Origin of the sequence: Emticicia aquatica, from assembly GCF_923079645.1 — a bacterium.
GTDB classification, from domain to species: domain Bacteria; phylum Bacteroidota; class Bacteroidia; order Cytophagales; family Spirosomataceae; genus Emticicia; species Emticicia aquatica.
Window position 1 is genome coordinate 126,995 of sequence record NZ_CAKLPY010000002.1, and the last position, 17,757, is coordinate 144,751.

Here is a 17,757-nt window from a genome sequence, read left to right on the forward strand (position 1 = left end):
AAACATTTCGATACAAAGTTTCACTTACGAAGCTATACTTTAGTGGTAAAAAATCGACATATTGCTATTTTGGCATCTTATTAATCGGATTACTTTTCTGTGCTTGCTCAACCACAACTACATTTTCGGCAGCAGTTAGTAACCATTTTTCACCTTTTTTCACATAAATCATCAAAGTCAAATTATCTGCTTCGGGAAAAACCGTTCCAGACGGAGAAATGTATGCTCCAATTCTTTGTTCGAGATGTGCAACAATTACATCTTTGGCGATAATTCTGGTATGAACTGCTTTTTTTACAAGATTTACATTTTTGAACATCCCTTCATGGAAAGTTTGATGAGCAAATTGTACTTCTTTGCGGTTTTTCCACCACATTCCAACAATATTCACCCAATCGCAATCTTCGGTAGCATAATTAGCAATATCAGCATAATTATGATTATTCCAACTTACAAGAAGTGCGTCAATCTGTTTTTCGACAGCAATTTCATCGGCAGATTTGACTTGAGAAAACCCAGAAATGGTACACGTTAAAAACAAAACTGAGATAATTAATCGTTTCATAATCAATTGTTTAAAGTTAAAACTTGATCACAAAACTATTGGATTTTGAATGGTTGAAATAGTACAAATCCGACAACATTTAGTAGTATAGTCGATTTCTAAGCAAATAGGGTGTAGCCTTAAACTCATCTTCAATAATGGAAGGTGCAACTCCACAAAACGATTTAAAATCGCGAATCAAGTGCATTTGGTCGAAATAACCACATTCGTGAGCAATGGCTGTCCATTTAATATCCGCTATATTTTCTTTCATGACCCAAGCCTTCGCAAAACGTGTAAGTCGAGCGTAAAATTTAGGCTGAATACCAACACGTTGCTGAAATTGACGTTCTAATTGTCTAGTACTTACGCACGCTTGAGAGGCTAAATCATCAATATTTATCAATCCACCTTTTGCAATAATTGAAGGCAAAACATTATCTAAGGGCAATTTCGGCCGTAATTTTTGTAGTTTTTTCAATAAAAATGCTTCTACTATTTCAATCATTTTATCATACGATTGTGTTTCAGACAATTGTTCATTGATAAACTTAATTTCATTGCCCAACACAAAACAGCTATCCAATGATTCATCGATTGGCAATTCATTCATCGGAATCCCTAAAAGTCTGTATAATCCACTTGGCTGAAAACCCACTTTAATTGTAAAATTATTGTGGTTCATCTTCAATTTTATTCGGTTTACTTGTGGGCCAACAACAATGCTTTTGTTGAGTTTAACTATTTTATTGCTGGTTAGGTATTCACTTTCTGGCGAATCGAACGGATAAAAGTACAAACATTGCTCTGGCATTGGAGGAAAAGAAAAAACTGGACGTGGCTGATTATTGTCCAATTCTAAGCGAAAAATCATGATATTATTCACAAATTCACGTAGAGCAATCGTTGGTTTGTAAACTTTGTGAAACATATTTGTTGGATTTTCTTTACCAAATTTCGGGTTAAAAAAATCAATTTTAAGTTTTTTGACTAATTAAACTTAAAAAATATATTAAGCGGCAAATCTCTATTGCCGCCTAATTATTAAAATACAATATTATCTATCAATCGCACGCCATCCAAAAACGCAGCGATACACAGAGCTGTTTTTCCTTCAACTGTTTTTTTATTAATTGCTTGTAAAGTATCAAAATCTGATGCCTCAAAATACTCTAATTCAAAAGCTGGGAATTTAGCAAAATGTTCATTCACAGCAATTTGCATTTCGTAAACGCTTGCTCCAGTTTGTAATTTTTCTTTGGCTAAAGTCAAAGACTTAAAAATCTGCGGTGCTAAAGCACGAGCTTCAGTCGAAAGTCGAGTATTGCGTGAAGACATTGCCAAACCATCTGTTTCTCGCAAAGTTGGACAAGGAATTATTGCTACATCAAAACTTAAATCTTGTACCATTCTACGAATAACCGCAACTTGCTGTAAATCTTTTAGTCCAAAATAAGCCTTTTCGGGTTTTACTATGTTGAATAATTTACTCACCACAATTCCGACGCCATTAAAATGCCCTGGTCTGAATTTCCCTTCCATCACGGTTTCTAGACTGCCAAAATCCATACGTAATTGTGGTAAAACTGGATACATTTCTTCTGCTGATGGAGCAAAAACAACATCGCAACCTGCTGGTAAAAGTGCTTCGCAATCTTTTTCTAAAGTACGTGGATATTTCTTCAAATCTTCAGGATTATTGAATTGCGTTGGATTGACAAAAATGCTACAAACAGCTAAATCGTTTTCCTGTTTTGCTCGTTCAATGAGCGAAATATGACCAGCGTGTAAAGCTCCCATCGTTGGTACAAAACCAATTGTTTTACCTGCTCTTTGCTGATTTTTAAGAAATTCTTGGGTTTCTTTTATCGTATTTAAAATAAGCATCTAATATATTTTTTTTCAAATATCATACATTTTACTGATTCGACTTATAATTATCGCAAATTTTCTCGAAAACACATATTGAATTTCATCCTACAAAACATTCTTTACATTTTCATAATGTCTTGCTAATAAATACTTTATAACAATTTCAGAAATTTGTTAGTATGAAAAAACATAAGCATTTCCGTACTATCGTGCTTTCCGATATTCATTTAGGCACAAGTGGCTCAAAGGCCAAAGAAGTAACCGAATTTTTGAAGCAATACCGATGTGAACGCCTCATTTTGAATGGGGACATTATTGACGGTTGGCAGTTAAAAAAATACGGAAATTGGAAGAAAAAACACACTTCATTTTTTAGAGTTGTACTAAAAATGATGGATAAACACGATACCAAGGTTATCTATCTTCGAGGAAATCACGACGATTTTCTTGACCAAATATTGCCTTTGGTCGTCGGTAAACAGTTCCAAATTCGACGAGATTATATTTTGTCATCTGGTAGCAAAAAATTTTATATCACTCATGGCGATGTTTTCGATAGCATTACGACTAACATGAAATGGCTCGCTCATTTGGGTGATTTAGGTTATACATTCCTGCTTTGGCTCAACAAAAATTACAACCATTATCGAGAAAGCCGTGGACTTCCTTACTATTCACTTTCGCAGGTTGTGAAGCAAAAAGTTAAAATGGCGGTAAATTATGTGAATGATTTTGAGGAAAAACTCTCTGATTTAGCCAAAGCAAAAGGTTGTGATGGCATTATTTGCGGGCATATCCATCAACCCGCCATTCGTGAAATTAACGGCATTTTATACCTAAACTCTGGCGATTGGGTAGAAACAATGTCGGCATTGGTTGAAGATTTTGATGGAAATTGGAGTTTGATTTACTACTCTACGAGCGATGTTTCATCATCCATCGAAAGTGATATGGATGATGACGACAATGAACATGTAGAAAAAGAAAAATTTTCTTTACCTCGAATCGCTGCATCATTGTAATACATAATCTCATTTAAGCGGTTAACATTTATGAAGTATCTTTTCATCATTCAAGGCGAAGGTCGAGGACACCTCACGCAAGCCATTGCTCTTGCCGAAATGCTCCAAAACAATAAGCACCAAGTTGTTGGGGCATTGGTTGGAAGTGCTGATGGTGAAGCTATTCCGTCATTTTTTAAAGATAATTTTAAATATCCAAGTGTCGCATTTGTGAGTCCTTGTTTGGTTTATTGCCGTAAAACAAAAGCTTTAAACGTTCGTAAAACACTTATCAATGGTATTTTAAATATAAGTAAATATGTGTCAAGTCTTAAAAAAATAAACACCAGTATCAATCAATTTAATCCTGATATTATCATCAATTTTTATGATGTTTTGGGCGGTTTACACCAATTTTTATTTCGTCCAAAAGTTCCTATGGTTTGTATAGCTCATCAATATTTATTGTTGCATCAAGATTTTGAACATCCCAAAAAACATTGGTTAAACAAATTATTGGTCAATACAAACACCTTCATAACGGCTTTGGGAGCTTCAAAAAAGTTTGCACTTTCATTCACACCATTCAATAATGACCCAAAACATGGAATTTATGTTATTCCGCCCCTACTCCGCTCCGAAATTTCTCAACTACAAACAAGCAAAGAAGATTTTATTTTGGTTTATGTCACCCAACATTCATTGGCCGATGAACTAATCAAATGGCATTCAAAAAACACCAAAATAAAAGTACATTGTTTTTGGGATAAACCACAAAATACAGAAGTTTACAAATATTCGAGAAACCTTCATTTTCACCGAATTAATGGACAAAAATTCTTGAAAATGATGCAAAACTGTCAAGGATTGGTCACAACGGCAGGCTTTGAATCGGTTTGTGAAGCCATGTATTTAGGCAAGCCTACATTGATGATTCCTGTACCAAAACACTATGAACAAGCCTGCAACGCCATTGATGCCAAACGAGCAGGTGCGGGCATTACAGGTGTGAAATTCGATTTAACAGATTTTATCAATTATATACCTCATCATCAAAACATTAGTCAAGATTTTCAACATTGGCAAGCACAAGTTTCAAGGATTTTCTTGCGTGAAATTTCGACTATTTTTTCAGTTCAAGAGGAAATTGTGCCAACTTTCTCATTTGGAAATACTTAATTTTTAAAAAAATCGGTGCAAAAATGGTGGATAATTAGTTTTTCTATTTTCATTTAATGCCTGTACCTTTGTTGGGTTAAAACAAATTTATTCATTTAATCCATAACAAATGTCGAATTGGTATCAAGGAAAAATTCGCTACCAAAAGGTAGATGAAAAAGATAGAACAATTAAAATAACGGAAGTATATTTAGTAGATGCCGTTTCTTACACCGATGCCGAAGCACGAATTTACGAAACTGTGGCATCAAATACGCCTGATTTTCAGCTCTTTGGTCTTTCAAGAATGAAAATTAGTGAAGTCTTTTTTGTGGAAAGTGGCTCCGAAACTTGGTATAAATTGAAGGTAAATTTTATTAGTTTTGATGAAAAAGCACAAAAAGAAAAACGAACGCCTTTCAATATGCTTATCAATGCCGCAACACCTTTGGAAGCATATAATTTATTGGTGGAAAGACTAGGAACAGTAGAGGATTATCAAATTACGGACATAAATATTACTAATATTTTAGAAATTATTCCATACGAAAAACCAGAAGAAAAAATATTAAAAAATGGCAATTTCAAGCCATTAGCTGAGGTTTTGGGGAATGCCTAATTTTCAAAATTTAGAGTCGAATATAAACTTATTCGACTCTTTTTTATGCTATCTACAACAAAAAAAATCGGAAGCATAGCCTCCGATTTTTCTGATTTTAACACCAATATGAATCAATTAGTTGATTCAAGTCTCAGCCATAAGCTGATAATCTTTTTGTTTTCACAAATATTATTATCTAGTTTTTCGACTTTCTACCTACCCATTCATTGGTTTTCTTGTCATAAACTAAAGTTGAATCTGGCCATTCGATGTAATGTTTCATACTCAAATACTTATCAAGATTGCCATTTTTGGCTAATTCTTTAAATAAAAACGCCCCTCTTTCCTTCACAATTGCTTCTTCTAAATGTGGCGTATTGATAACTTCTTCAAAATCTGTAGGCATTAAAGAACCATTTTTCAACTTGAATTTCCCTAAAACACCTCTACGGTATTTTAGTGTATTGCCTACAGGACGAATCAAGAAAAAATAATGTGTACTATCAGGTGCTATAAAATAATTTTCGAGTGAAAACTTTGGTAAACTTTGAACGTAATATTTTCTAAATTGTGGTTGGAAACGAGTAGCATTAACTGCGTAAGTTGGTTTTAGATAAACAAAAGTGATGATATTGGTGAGTAGGGTGTCTCTATCGTTTTCACTAAAATATTTGGAGACTTTATTCGTATTGCTTTGGCATGAAAATAAGCACAATTGTGCTAACAAAAGAAAGACACTTTTTTTCATATTGGTGTAATTGGTTGATGAATTTTTGTAAATAACCACTCCGAAAACATCAATTTTCGGAGTGGTTAAATTGACTATCAATTATTTTACATATTTAATTGACTGTGGGTTAAACTCTGACCAACCTTTAGTCCAATCAGTATCTTTGAATGCACCTACGAAATCAGTTTTATCAAAGAATGCTGGTAAAGATGCTGGTAAAGATGCACCAATCAAAGATTCTGAAGTTCCTGTTGTCAATGTGAAAGTTGGTGTTCCTGCTCCCCAAAGAGTTGAACTCAAACCTGTTTTGCTAGTATTGGCAAGGATTTTATTTCCTTTCAATGTTACAAACCATTCTGAAGGTTTTTGAGTACCAATCAAAATTGGAGTTAATGCAGTATTCTGTTCGGCATCCGCTACTGCAAATCCTTTAGGGTTTGTTGCAAAACCTTGTCCCCATCCATTAGTTCCCCAGCCATCAACGCCAGCTAAAACAACATTTTCTAAAGCGATCTCACCATTTTCAGCATTACCTTTAGCATTACCTCTTTGACTGTCAATGTATACGCCATTAGGATAACCTGTAATGAAAGTATTATACAATTTTTGTTTGTTATTTCTTCTTAATTGAGCACCATTTTGGAACTGAACATTGATTGAAGTTTCAGCTTTACCTTTTGCACCGATAATTGAAACGTTTGCAAAAATTGCTGAAGTAAATGGCGTATTTGAAGAACCCGCCGCATCATTATCACACTCAAAACCATTTGAACCAGATTGGTCAGCTTGTGTAGTTCCACGAATACCTACTGCATATTGAACATAGCCACTAAAACCATTATCTGTATCAAAATCATCATCTAAACCTCGGTATGCAATTAAGTGTTTACATTGAACTGTACCACCAAACCACTCAAATGAATCGTCTAATCCATAAGAAGCCTGAACGTAATCAACGGTTGTTCCGCTACCAACTGAACCAAAAGTATATGAGTTAATTTCTTGGTTTGGATTAACTGGAATTCCTGCATATTCAACACGTACATATTTCAACGAACCTGAGTTATCAGCGGCATCACTTCCGCCATGGAATGCACCGTATCCACCTTCTAATTCACGGTTTTTTGCATCATCAGGTAAGTTGTTTGGAGCTTTTCCACAAATTACTAAACCACCCCAGTCACCAGCTTCTTTTTCACCTGGATTTCTTTCTGATGTCATTACAATTGGCTTATCAACTGTACCATTTGCAATAATTTTGCTACCACGTTGAATAACCAAAGTGCCTTTTGTTGCACGGTCACCGATAATTAATGTACCTGGCTCGATTGTCAATGTACCTGTTTTAGTGATTGTTCCAAAAACATCTTCTTGACCAACACGAACAAAACCAACTAATTTGTAGATTTTATCAGCAGTCCAAGTTACGTTTCCTTCTAAAACACCTTTAACCTCAACAATCGGCGTTGGTGGAACAGCAGTAACAGTTACAGGAATAGTTGTTAAACCTGAAGATTGATTAGCGTTATCAATTACTTGTATTGTAAAATTAACAATCGTACCAGCCGCTAAATTTTCAACTGTGTATTCTTTAGTATAAGTAGCAGCTGTTTCGCCAGCAAAAGTTTTTGTATCAAAAGCAGCACCATTTTTCAAAACAGTAACAGATTTCAAGCCGCCTGGAGCTGAAATAGTAGCTGAGAGAGATACTTTTGCACCAGGAATGCCTGATAAAGCTGCACCTGTTGATACTGTTGGAGCAGGAGCAATTTCTTCATCTTTCTTACAAGCTGTGAAAATCAACGCCATTGAAAGCATCATTACCAAAGCCTTTGTAATTTTTGTTTGCATTAATTTCATTGTTTTTCTGAATTTTGGTTTTTTGGAATATAGAGTTTTAAAGAAATTACTTCTTATCGAACGTGTAAGACAATCCCAATGAATAAACTCGCCCAGCTCTATACGATTGAATAATCTGGTCTTTATTTATATCAAAGCTTTTATCTTGATTTCCATCTTGAAGCACTAGATTTCTAGCATTCAAAATATCTGTAATACCCCCTTTTAAGATGAGATTTTTACCAAGACCTTTCGAGAATGTTACGTCTATTACGTTTCTTGGCATTTCGTACCAATCTGGATATTGATACCCATAATTGTTACCTACAGCATAAATACGTTTTCCGATTACATTGTATAAAACATTGATTTGTAATTGTTTCTTGGCATCATTATAACCGATTCCTCCGTTAATTACGTAAGGAGATTGCCCTTGTAACGGACGGTTATTTGATTGATTAGCAGCAATAGCAGAGTTTAATTTTACACGACTATAAATAAATGCTGCATTGAAAGTCAAGCTTAATTTGCTTATAAAAGCTGATTTTGTAAGCGTTTCTAATGATTTACGTGTTTCAAGTTCGATTCCTGTGCTGTATGCACTTTCAGCGTTGTCAAAGCTCAAGTTTGGATTAGCTCCGCTTGCAAAAACTACTTCAATTGGATTTTTAAAGCTTTTATAGAAAGATGCAATACTTATTACTTCAGATGGAGTTGGATAAAACTCATAACGGAAATCAACATTTTGAACATGAGCATTTTTTAACTTAGGATTTCCTGTAATATTACGATTGTTTACAAAATCGTAGAATGAAAAAGGAGCAATTTCACGGAATTCAGGACGATTCAATGTTTGTCCATAAGCTACACGAAACAAAGATTTTTCTGATAAATTATAAGTAATATTGGCCGATGGCAAAACATTTGTTTTAGTATTATTATAATTGAGTGGATTACGAACCAAATCATAACTGTCTAATTTTTGGCTATTACTTTCAATTCTCGCTCCTACAATTGCATTCAATCTTTTTGTCAAAGAATAATTTCCTGAAAAATAATATGCCAACAATTTATTGTGAGCTGAATAAGAATCGTTCGGGTTGGTTTGCTCATCAATTTTTACGCCTGTTGTACTATTGATGTTTGCAGCAGCAAATATTTGGTCAATTGGTAATTCTCCAGTACTAAAAGTTGAACTATTTCCTTGAACATAACCCAAATTTCGGGCATCAAACTGTCTGTTTTTTAGCTCATAATAAAAACCTGCTTTCAGCTCTAATTCTTTATTGTCTTCTTTTTGAGCTGCTTTTTTAACCACTATTTTTTGAACTAAATTTAAACCTGCCGAATAAGCACTTTCTAGCATTTTGATGTTAGTTCTACCTAAGTTGAAAGTTTGTGCCGAACCTTGTGGAACAAGTAATATTGGTGTTGTTCCGTCCAAATTGTATCTAAAACGCTTATAATCTGGTTGGTCACGGTACGAATTATTGTAACCAATTACCCAATCTAAAGTAGTTTTATCTTTAACTAACGTATGCTTTCCAACCAATTGCCCTGAATAAATTCCACGATAAACTTGGTCGAATGAACGAATATTCCATTTATTACCGCTATCAAAACCAGTACGATTGACAAATTGACCGTTACTTAATTGGTTAAATAAATTTTTGAATTCAATTGTATTATTATCATTCAATCTGAAAGCCCAATTGTGCAAAACACCTAAACGTACTGCATGTGTATATTGTTGGTCTGAAAAATTGAAAACTTCGCCAGCTTCGCCATTTTTCATAATTTGACTAAATTCATAGTCATTGCGTTGCATATCAAAGTTTGTGTAGCTATTACTATAATTTACAGCAGAAAAATTACCAATTCTTAAAGCTCCTTTCTGAATTTTAAATCCACCTGTCAACGATAAGCGTAAATCTGGTAATGCCGTTGATTGCAAAGGAGTCCAGTTATTTTTCAAAGATTGACCAATTTGAGCTAAACGCTCTGCACTTGCATTGATAATTTCGTTTTTAGTTGTAGGGAAATATTTTGGCAAATCGCTGTAACCATCATTAAAACCTGTCCAATAATTATTGCCGTGTTGAGGTTCAAGAAAATTTTTGCTAGTCGTTCCTTCACGGTACGATCCACCAAAATCAACCGTTAAGAAGTTTTGGTCAGGAATACTTTTCGTGAAGATTTTCACAACGCCGCCCGAAAATTCACCAGGTAATTCGGCAGCAGGACTTTTGAAGATTAAAATACGGTCAATTTGATTACTTGGAATAATGTCGAATGAAAACGAACGTACATCAGTTTCCATACTTGGTGTAAATACGTTATTCAACATTACTGTATTATAACGCTCATTTAACCCTCTAATGTTAATGAAACGATTACCAAAAATTGTTACTCCTGGTACACGCTTTACAACTTCTGCCGCATTTCTATCAAGTGTTTTTCCAATTTGAGCTGAAGAAATTCCACTCACAACCATTTGCGAAGCTTTGATTTCAGAAATCACCGAAACTTCAGTTCCTGTAATTCTGTTGGCAACTACTTTTACCTCTTGCAAAACCACTTTATCTTCAAGTAGTGTTGTATTTATTTCAATCACCTTATCTGCTTCAACAGTAATTTCTATTTCTTTAGTTTTATAAGAGACATAAGTAATAATCACTTTCTTTTTACCAACTGGCACTCTAGAAATAGAAAAGAAACCGTTAATGTCAGTTGCTGCACCTAATGTTGAACCATCTATTCTAATTGCTGCTCCAATTATGTCTTCATCGGTTGCTGCATCTTTAATTGTACCCCTAACAACGCCTGTTTGAGCAAAAGAAATAAATGAAAAAAATGAAAAAAGAAAGATAAACGAGAGATTTGATTTGATATTCATAATTGATATTGGTGTATAAACCTTTATACTGCTTTGGTGTCTAATTTCGAGTGCAAAGGTCTGAAACCAATATTAACTGAATGTTAATTCAATGTTACGAGTTAGTTATGATTATAAATTACTAAAAAACTATCTGAGATTATTTTTTTGAAGAAAAGAAATCAACTCCAACGGCTTATCGGTTTGTAAAGCTTTGATACCCAAAGCAATAGCTGCATTCCAAGATTCTTCATTGTCTTCTGCATTGAGTGTATCTAACCAAACAGGTATGTGTATTTCCGATAATTTATTTATTATCGTCGCATCATACATTTTAAGTGACCCATCTAAAATTGATACAGGAAAACTTAAAACATAAGATTCAAATTCAATTGGATTTTTTGCAGTCGTTGGTGGACTCACAATAATTGGAATTGTTGGAGCTACTTTTTTCCATTCAAAAACTTGCGGTGAAGAGCAGTAAATCACTACATTGTTTTTCATTTGATACTTTTCCAACAAACCGTTTATTCTAACAGCGTCGGCATCTTTAATATCCAAATAAAGATTGATTTTGCCTTTAGCTTCCATTAAATATGAAGAAAGTGTTGGCGGATTTATGTCCGTTCCTTTTATTTTAAGATTCCTAAAATCAACGGTTGACATTTCTGAAATTTTGCCTTTCCCATCGGTTGTCCGTTCCGCATTTGCATCGTGCATCACTACCGGTACGCCTTCAAGCGTTGTTCTGATGTCAACTTCTACATAATCAACGCCAATTTCGATGGCTTTTCGTAGTGATTCAATTGTGTTTTCAGGAAATTCTGCATGAAAGCCTCGGTGAGCAATCACCACGAAGTTATTTTTTACTTTCGGAAACACTCCTCGTGATTGGCAAAATACCAATTCAGGAATAAGAAGAAGTAAGATGATTATTTTATTAGTGGCCATTTCAATTAAATTTGATTGGGTCAAATTTAAACATGCTAGGAAATGACGATATCAAAATCATATTATGATATTATTATTTTTTTTGAATTGATTAACCGAACCCCATTCTGTTGAATATGCCTTTAAAAAAGTATATTTATTATTTCTAAATTTCTATTCCCAAAAAAATCTAAGGTTTTCAACAACTTAATAATCCAACACTTATGCTTATTTTTAAGAAATTTTATAAAAATAGTGCAAATTTTAAAATAACTTTGGGATAAAATATGTTTGCTAAACATACATCATCATATTTAATAATGCACTTGCTGATTTTTGGTTAAATCTGCTTGGAAAAATTTAGTTGGAAGTCAAAAAATACTGTTTTAATGGAAATCATACACGAAAAAAACCTCGGAACAAAGCAAAAAGCTTTACGTATTAATCTCAATAAACAGATTTATGGTTGTTTTGCCGAAATTGGTGCTGGGCAAGATGTTGCGGCCAATTTTTTCAAAGCTGGTGGAGCGTCAAATACCATCGCCAAAACGATGTCGGCATACGATATGACTTTTTCTGATGCCATCTATGGTGTGATGGAAAACGGTCGTTACGTTTGTGAACCTCGATTAATGAGTATGCTCGACCACGAATATGGCCTATTAATTGAGCGTTTGGATGAAAAACGTGGTGATAATTCAACTTTTTTTGCTTTTTCAGATACCGTTGCAGCCCTCAATTATCATAAAAATAACGATGCTCATGGTTGGATGGGAGTTCGCTTTCAACTTACTCCGCATGGCGATTATAATGATATTATTATTCACGTAAAAATGTTGGATAATGATAGTATTCTGCAACAACAAGCACTTGGCACTTTGGGTGTAAACCTTATGTATGGCTGTTTTTTTTATAATAAAGACCCAGAAATACTTTTATTGTCGCTCATGGATGACCTTGCCAAAGACCGCATCCAAATTGATATGATTCGTTTTGAAGGAGCCGATTTTAAACACGTCGATAACCGATTAATGAGTTTACATTTAGTAAAATACGGTTTCTCTGATATTGCTTTGTTTGGTGCTGATGGTAAAAATCTTCAACCTTCTGAAGTGCTTTTCAGAAAACATGCTTTGGTACTACGTGGACGATTCCGTCCGTTAGTAAATGTGCATCTCGATATGTTGGCCAATGGTCGTAAACAATTCATGCGAGAACCCGACGTTGACAAAGACCGAGTAGTTGTACTTTCAGAAATTACCTTACAAGGATTACAGCGTGATGATGCTGAAATTGACGAAAAAGATTTTTTAGATAGAGTCGATATTCTGTGTTCGCTTGGACAAATGGTACTGATTTCAAATTATCAAGAATATTATAAGTTAGTTTCCTATCTTTCAAAATTGACTAAACTCAAAATGGGTTTAATTATCGGTTATCCAAATCTCGAATATATCTTTGAAGAAAGCCATTATAAAGATTTAGCAGGAGGAATTTTAGAGTCGTTTGCTACACTTTTTAGCCGAAATCTTAAACTATTTGTTTATCCTACTTATCAAAATAACAACATAATGAACTGCATGAGGTTTAATCCTCCAATTCAATTAATTGACCTTTATCGGTATTTGATAGCGAATAATAAAATAGAAGACATTCATCATTATAACGAAACAAATCTGAATATAAACACCAATAAAACTCTGGAACTTATCAGACAAGGAGAAGACGGTTGGGAAGAAAACGTACCAGATGAGGTAATAAAAATGATTAAAGACCGTTGTTTATTTGGTTTTCCATGTGTGGTCGTGCCTGGATTAAAAGGGTCTCCAAATAAAATCGATAATGAAGAAGTAACAACTACAACAAGTGATATTTAAAGTTTTATTTTACTTGTCTATTTGTAAAACATCAACAACAAAATGAAAGTTAAATTACTGATTACCAACTTATTACTCATATTTTCAATTCATACACTTGCTCAAGAATCACCTAAAATCGTTCTTCCTCCAGGAAAAGAATGGAGCCAATTAAAAGAAGGCTCTGAAGTATCTTTTGAATTAAAAATTGAAGGGAAAAATTGCGAAAAATTTAGATTCACTATTCCTCAAGGCAAGCTTGATGGAATGGCTTTCGACTCACTTGGTCGTTTTACTTGGATTCCGCCTTATTCACTTGTTGATAGACTCGATTCATATAAATTTCATCAGGTAATTTTTGAAGCAAAATGTGATTCGACCAATGAAAGTATTTCTTCAAAAGTCGAATTTCGTATTCAACACATCAATCGTAGTCCAATTATTCGCGATTTAAAGCCCTTTTATCTGCAATATAATACAACGAATGTTTATAAAATTGACCGTGACTTTGTGTATGATGAAGACAATGACCCAGTTGTGATTATTCCTTCTTTTGAGACAATGCCAGAAGGAATGAAAATGACTTCACAAGGCGAAATTTCATGGTCGCCTTCGTTGACTCAATTCAAAAAATTAAAAGAAAAAACAATGGAAGGAAATCCAATGTTTTTAGAGTTTTATGTCGAAGACCAACCTTCAAAAACACAAACAAAAGGTCGTCTTAAAATAGAAGCCACACAAATTGATTTACCTCCTGAAATTATTGTTGTGCCAAGAGATAATGTTTTTCGATTAAAAGAAAACCAAACCGTTAATATTCGCTTTTATTTATCCGACCCAAATGGCGATGATGATATTCAAGAATTTGATTTTTTGACTGAAAATCAACAGATTAACAAAAATACTTTGATAAAAAATACATCTAATCAATACGAATTTACGTGGCATCCAACTTATGATTTTGTAAAAGACCCGCTAGATTCATTGGCTTTTGATGTTGATTTTTTTGTTTTGGATAAAACTAAAAAAAGAGATATAAAAAGCATTCGTTTTGTGGTGAAAAACGCCATTAATGAAGCTGAAACCGACTTAAAACTTTATAATCTATACAGAGGAACATTGCTGCGAGGCTGGGAACTGCTCGAGCAAATGAAAGAAAAAGAAACAGAATTAAAAAAATCATATAGTCAAGCCAAAAAAGGCAAGAAAAATCGTTCAATTGTCAATGCATCATTGGGGGCAACAACAAGTTTATCGTCTGTTTTTGTACCAAAAGATAAACCCGACCAACAACGTTTGATTTCAACTTTGGGCGGAACAACAGTTTTGACGATTGGTACGCTCGAAGCAACAGAGGTAATTGGCCGTTCAATGAAAGATTTGATCGATAGACTTAATTATATCGTCGAAAAGAAAAATGAATTACAAAGTAAAGGAGATATTTTCGCCCGTGATTTTGCCTTAAAATCATCTCGTAGAGGACCTGATTTCGTTAGAAAAGTAGATGATTTTATGAACTCAATGAGCTTAAAAGGTTTGGTTGTTTTAGATTTGGATGCCGCTTGGGAAGCGAAAAATAAGCCATCAGATGCCAATATAAAAAAGGTTTTTAAGGATTTCAACGCTGAATAATATATTCAACTCCATCAAAAAACAACTTTAATTTTGTAGCATGCAATATTTTAAAGTTGTTTTTTTATTACTTCTTGAAATAGAAAAAAAAATTGGGCTTTTTCGACCATCGAGACCTTTCACTAATTGTAAAAAAACCTTCATTGCTTTTTTCAAAGCAAAAACCTTCTCCTTGTGGCTCTTTTGAATAGGTCATTATTTGGTCTTCTTTTCGGGCAAGTGCCGTAATAATGTTCTCATTATTTTTGAGAAACCAATAATAAATTGCGTTATAGGTTCGTAAAGCAATTGTTTTACCATCATTTGAAATGCCTCCACTTGTTACAGCTGAAACTGGAACTGTTTGAATATATTGGGCTGTTTGAACATCAGTAAGCGATTGTGGATATAAAAGTCGAAAAATTTCTGCCTTCCCTTCAACTTTTGTAACTATGTAAATATCCTTTGTTGCGGGGTCGAGCAATATACATTCTGCGTTTTTGCTACCATCAGCATATTTAAAGGTAATTTGGTCAAATTTAACTTCTTTATTAACAAGCGATTCTGGTTCAAGAAAACGATAAATATAATATTCACTATGAAAAGTGCCGTTATCTCCAATGTCAGCTAAATAAATATAATTTTTGTTATTTTCGGGGCCAGCACCAATGCTAATATCTTCCCAGTCTCGGTTTGAAAATGGAAGTTCAACATTACCTTTATACTTACCCTGATACGAAAACTGGTGTAAAACATTTGGATTATCTCCATCTTCATGTACCCAAACATTACCTGGCATCGAAATGCTATCGCAAATACCAGAAGCTTCACTAGCTAAAGAATGGGGCAAGTAATACAACGCCATTGGAATAAACAATAAAACAAGTACTATAAAATCAATAACTAACAATAAATAGTCATAATTATTTAATCTTTTCATATTAAAAATATCGTTGTGCAAAAATCATCATACTTATCAATTGAAAACAAATTGATGGGTTAAAATTACATTTTCATTAATGCCACATAGGTTTCGATACCGTTCCAAATATTTTGAATCCTAATATTTTCGTTTTCTGCGTGTTGATTATTGTCATGGTTTGCAATCGGAACTGTAATTGTAGGTGTGGCAAGGTATTTTTCAAACAAAAATAAAGGTAAACTTCCGCCCAAACTTGGCATCAAAACTACTTCCTCGCTAGTGCTTGATTGAACTGCCTTAATTACATTTTGAGCAATCGGTAAATCCATTTTAGTTCGTTGAGCATTATATCCTTTTTGAGCTTGTACACGTGCTATTAATGGATATTTCAGGCGTTCCTCGTCGGTAATACTTTCGTTTTGGGTTACATAATAGCCTTGTGTTTTGATATGTTCTATTACTTTTTGCACTTGGCGTTGTGCATCATTTCCTAAAACAAGTCGTAAATCTAAAGCGGCTGTTGCCGAAACAGGAATAACATTCGCCGCCATCTTACCAACGTTTGCACTCGAAAAACCATTTATATTGAGCGAAGGCAAGTTGATTAATTCAACCAAAGACTTTCCTCCACCTTCTGCTTGAATAAAACCCAACTCGTTTCGCATTTGTTCATCAACCGAAGGAACTTTAGCAATCGCTTTTTTCTCAGTTTCAGTAAATGGCACAACATCATCATAAAATCCTTTGATTAAAACTCGACCATTATCATCTTTCATTGAAGATAATAATTTAGCCAAAAGCATGGCTGGATTTGGAGCCCAATTACCATAATGCCCACTGTGAAGCGGTCGTTTGGAAGCATAAACTTTTACTTCCATGTTTACGTCTCCTCGAACCCCAAAAACTACTTGTTTTCTACCCGATTGATGCACGGGCCCATCACAAATTATCCAAAGGTCGGATTTAAGTTTTTCTTTATGATTTTCTAAAATTTCCGATAAATGTGTTGAACCAGCCTCTTCTTCTCCTTCAAAGAAAAATTTGATATTGACCGAAGGTGAAATGCCTAATTTGGTTAAAATTTCATAAGCCGAAAGTATTGAAAACACACCTGCTTTATCATCTGAAGCACTTCTTCCGTAAATTCTCCAATCTGGATTAATTTTTTCACCTAATTTGGGAGCAGGAATTATTTTACCACCTTTTTCGAGTGAAGCATCTAAAAATACCGACTTGAAAGGTTCAATTCCTTCAGCCCATTGATTTGGATTGACAGGTTGACCATCGTAATGAGCATAAAAAACAATCGTTTTGGTCGCATTTGGAACTATAACTTCACCAAAAATAGCTGGTGGCACACTTTTTGTTTTTCCATTTAATAATTGGGTTTTGATGCCACGATTTTCCATCATTTTCACAATGTATGCCGCCGTTCTTTGAATTCCAACGGTATCATACACAATATTTGGAATCGACAATAAACCCATAAATTCACCTAAAAGTGCATGCTCGTTGGCTTTTCGGAAATTGCGTGCTTGTTCGATTAATGAACTTTGAGCAAAACTTATAGTTGATATTAGCAGAAATAATGGTAAAAAGCAGCGTTTCATAGTTGAATTAGATGTTGAATGCAAAATAAGTGGAAATGTAGGCGAGGTTTCCGATAATTCCAACAGAATAGCCTACAAATCTTTCTTTGTGATTTAATCGTTTTAATATTTCATTCATCATAATAAATTACTTTAAATAGTTCTTGACACGTATTGTTTTTTTTACTACGTTAGATTAATGAAAGTTCTTTGAAAAACGAGAGACAAG

At 34.1% G+C, this 17,757-nt stretch carries 14 protein-coding genes; 5 read left to right on the forward strand and 9 right to left on the reverse strand.

Annotated elements, in window-relative coordinates:
* Positions 1-64: 64 nt before the first annotated feature.
* The 3 genes from MJQ71_RS10290 to panC all read right to left on the reverse strand — a co-directional run bounded on the left by MJQ71_RS10290 (position 65) and on the right by panC (position 2,431).
* Positions 65-565: an SgcJ/EcaC family oxidoreductase gene (locus MJQ71_RS10290; protein WP_238806529.1), complete on the reverse strand. Its 501-nt coding sequence runs from the start codon at positions 563-565 to the stop codon at positions 65-67.
* Between the two features lie 79 nt (positions 566-644).
* On the reverse strand, positions 645-1,475 hold the full coding sequence (locus tag MJQ71_RS10295; protein WP_238806530.1) for a helix-turn-helix transcriptional regulator: 831 nt from the start codon (positions 1,473-1,475) through the stop codon (positions 645-647).
* Between the two features lie 113 nt (positions 1,476-1,588).
* A complete protein-coding gene (gene panC / locus MJQ71_RS10300) occupies positions 1,589-2,431 on the reverse strand; it encodes a pantoate--beta-alanine ligase (RefSeq protein WP_238806531.1) in 843 nt (280 codons plus the stop codon).
* A 164-nt stretch (positions 2,432-2,595) separates the two neighbouring features.
* On the opposite strand from panC, the gene MJQ71_RS10305 reads away from it, so the two are divergent.
* The 3 genes from MJQ71_RS10305 to MJQ71_RS10315 all read left to right on the forward strand — a co-directional run bounded on the left by MJQ71_RS10305 (position 2,596) and on the right by MJQ71_RS10315 (position 5,194).
* A complete protein-coding gene (locus MJQ71_RS10305; RefSeq protein WP_238806532.1) occupies positions 2,596-3,438 on the forward strand; it encodes a UDP-2,3-diacylglucosamine diphosphatase in 843 nt (280 codons plus the stop codon).
* A 30-nt stretch (positions 3,439-3,468) separates the two neighbouring features.
* Positions 3,469-4,596: a glycosyltransferase family protein gene (locus MJQ71_RS10310; RefSeq protein WP_238806533.1), complete on the forward strand. Its 1,128-nt coding sequence runs from the start codon at positions 3,469-3,471 to the stop codon at positions 4,594-4,596.
* Positions 4,597-4,705: 109 nt separating this feature from the next.
* Positions 4,706-5,194 (forward strand): DUF4494 domain-containing protein, encoded by a 489-nt coding sequence (locus MJQ71_RS10315; RefSeq protein WP_238806534.1) that lies wholly within the window; start codon positions 4,706-4,708, stop codon positions 5,192-5,194.
* A 178-nt stretch (positions 5,195-5,372) separates the two neighbouring features.
* Here MJQ71_RS10315 and MJQ71_RS10320 read toward each other — a convergent pair whose 3' ends face one another.
* The 4 genes from MJQ71_RS10320 to MJQ71_RS10335 form a co-directional block, all read right to left on the reverse strand.
* The gene (locus MJQ71_RS10320) at positions 5,373-5,924 is read right to left on the reverse strand and encodes a hypothetical protein (RefSeq protein ID WP_238806535.1); all 552 of its coding nucleotides are present in this window, start codon (positions 5,922-5,924) and stop codon (positions 5,373-5,375) included.
* Positions 5,925-6,005: 81 nt separating this feature from the next.
* Entirely contained in the window at positions 6,006-7,757 is a 1,752-nt protein-coding gene (locus tag MJQ71_RS10325) for a beta-helix domain-containing protein (protein ID WP_238806536.1), read from the reverse strand.
* Positions 7,758-7,812: 55 nt separating this feature from the next.
* Positions 7,813-10,641 carry a TonB-dependent receptor gene (locus tag MJQ71_RS10330; RefSeq protein ID WP_238806537.1) on the reverse strand — a complete coding sequence of 943 codons (2,829 nt, stop codon included), beginning with the start codon at positions 10,639-10,641 and terminating at the stop codon, positions 7,813-7,815.
* A gap of 129 nt (positions 10,642-10,770) precedes the next feature.
* Positions 10,771-11,571: a glycerophosphodiester phosphodiesterase family protein gene (locus tag MJQ71_RS10335; protein ID WP_238806538.1), complete on the reverse strand. Its 801-nt coding sequence runs from the start codon at positions 11,569-11,571 to the stop codon at positions 10,771-10,773.
* Between the two features lie 377 nt (positions 11,572-11,948).
* Here MJQ71_RS10335 and MJQ71_RS10340 point away from each other — a divergent pair, with 377 nt between their 5' ends.
* Both MJQ71_RS10340 and MJQ71_RS10345 read left to right on the forward strand, forming a co-directional pair.
* Positions 11,949-13,427 (forward strand): TonB-dependent receptor, encoded by a 1,479-nt coding sequence (locus MJQ71_RS10340; RefSeq protein WP_374759621.1) that lies wholly within the window; start codon positions 11,949-11,951, stop codon positions 13,425-13,427.
* A 42-nt stretch (positions 13,428-13,469) separates the two neighbouring features.
* On the forward strand, positions 13,470-15,038 hold the full coding sequence (locus tag MJQ71_RS10345; protein WP_238806540.1) for a hypothetical protein: 1,569 nt from the start codon (positions 13,470-13,472) through the stop codon (positions 15,036-15,038).
* A gap of 67 nt (positions 15,039-15,105) precedes the next feature.
* On the opposite strand, the gene MJQ71_RS10350 is transcribed toward MJQ71_RS10345, so the two are convergent.
* Together MJQ71_RS10350 and MJQ71_RS10355 are read right to left on the reverse strand one after the other, a co-directional pair.
* On the reverse strand, positions 15,106-15,957 hold the full coding sequence (locus MJQ71_RS10350; protein ID WP_238806541.1) for a PE-PGRS family protein: 852 nt from the start codon (positions 15,955-15,957) through the stop codon (positions 15,106-15,108).
* A gap of 65 nt (positions 15,958-16,022) precedes the next feature.
* A complete protein-coding gene (locus tag MJQ71_RS10355; RefSeq protein WP_238806542.1) occupies positions 16,023-17,549 on the reverse strand; it encodes a M20/M25/M40 family metallo-hydrolase in 1,527 nt (508 codons plus the stop codon).
* Positions 17,550-17,757: the final 208 nt, after the last annotated feature.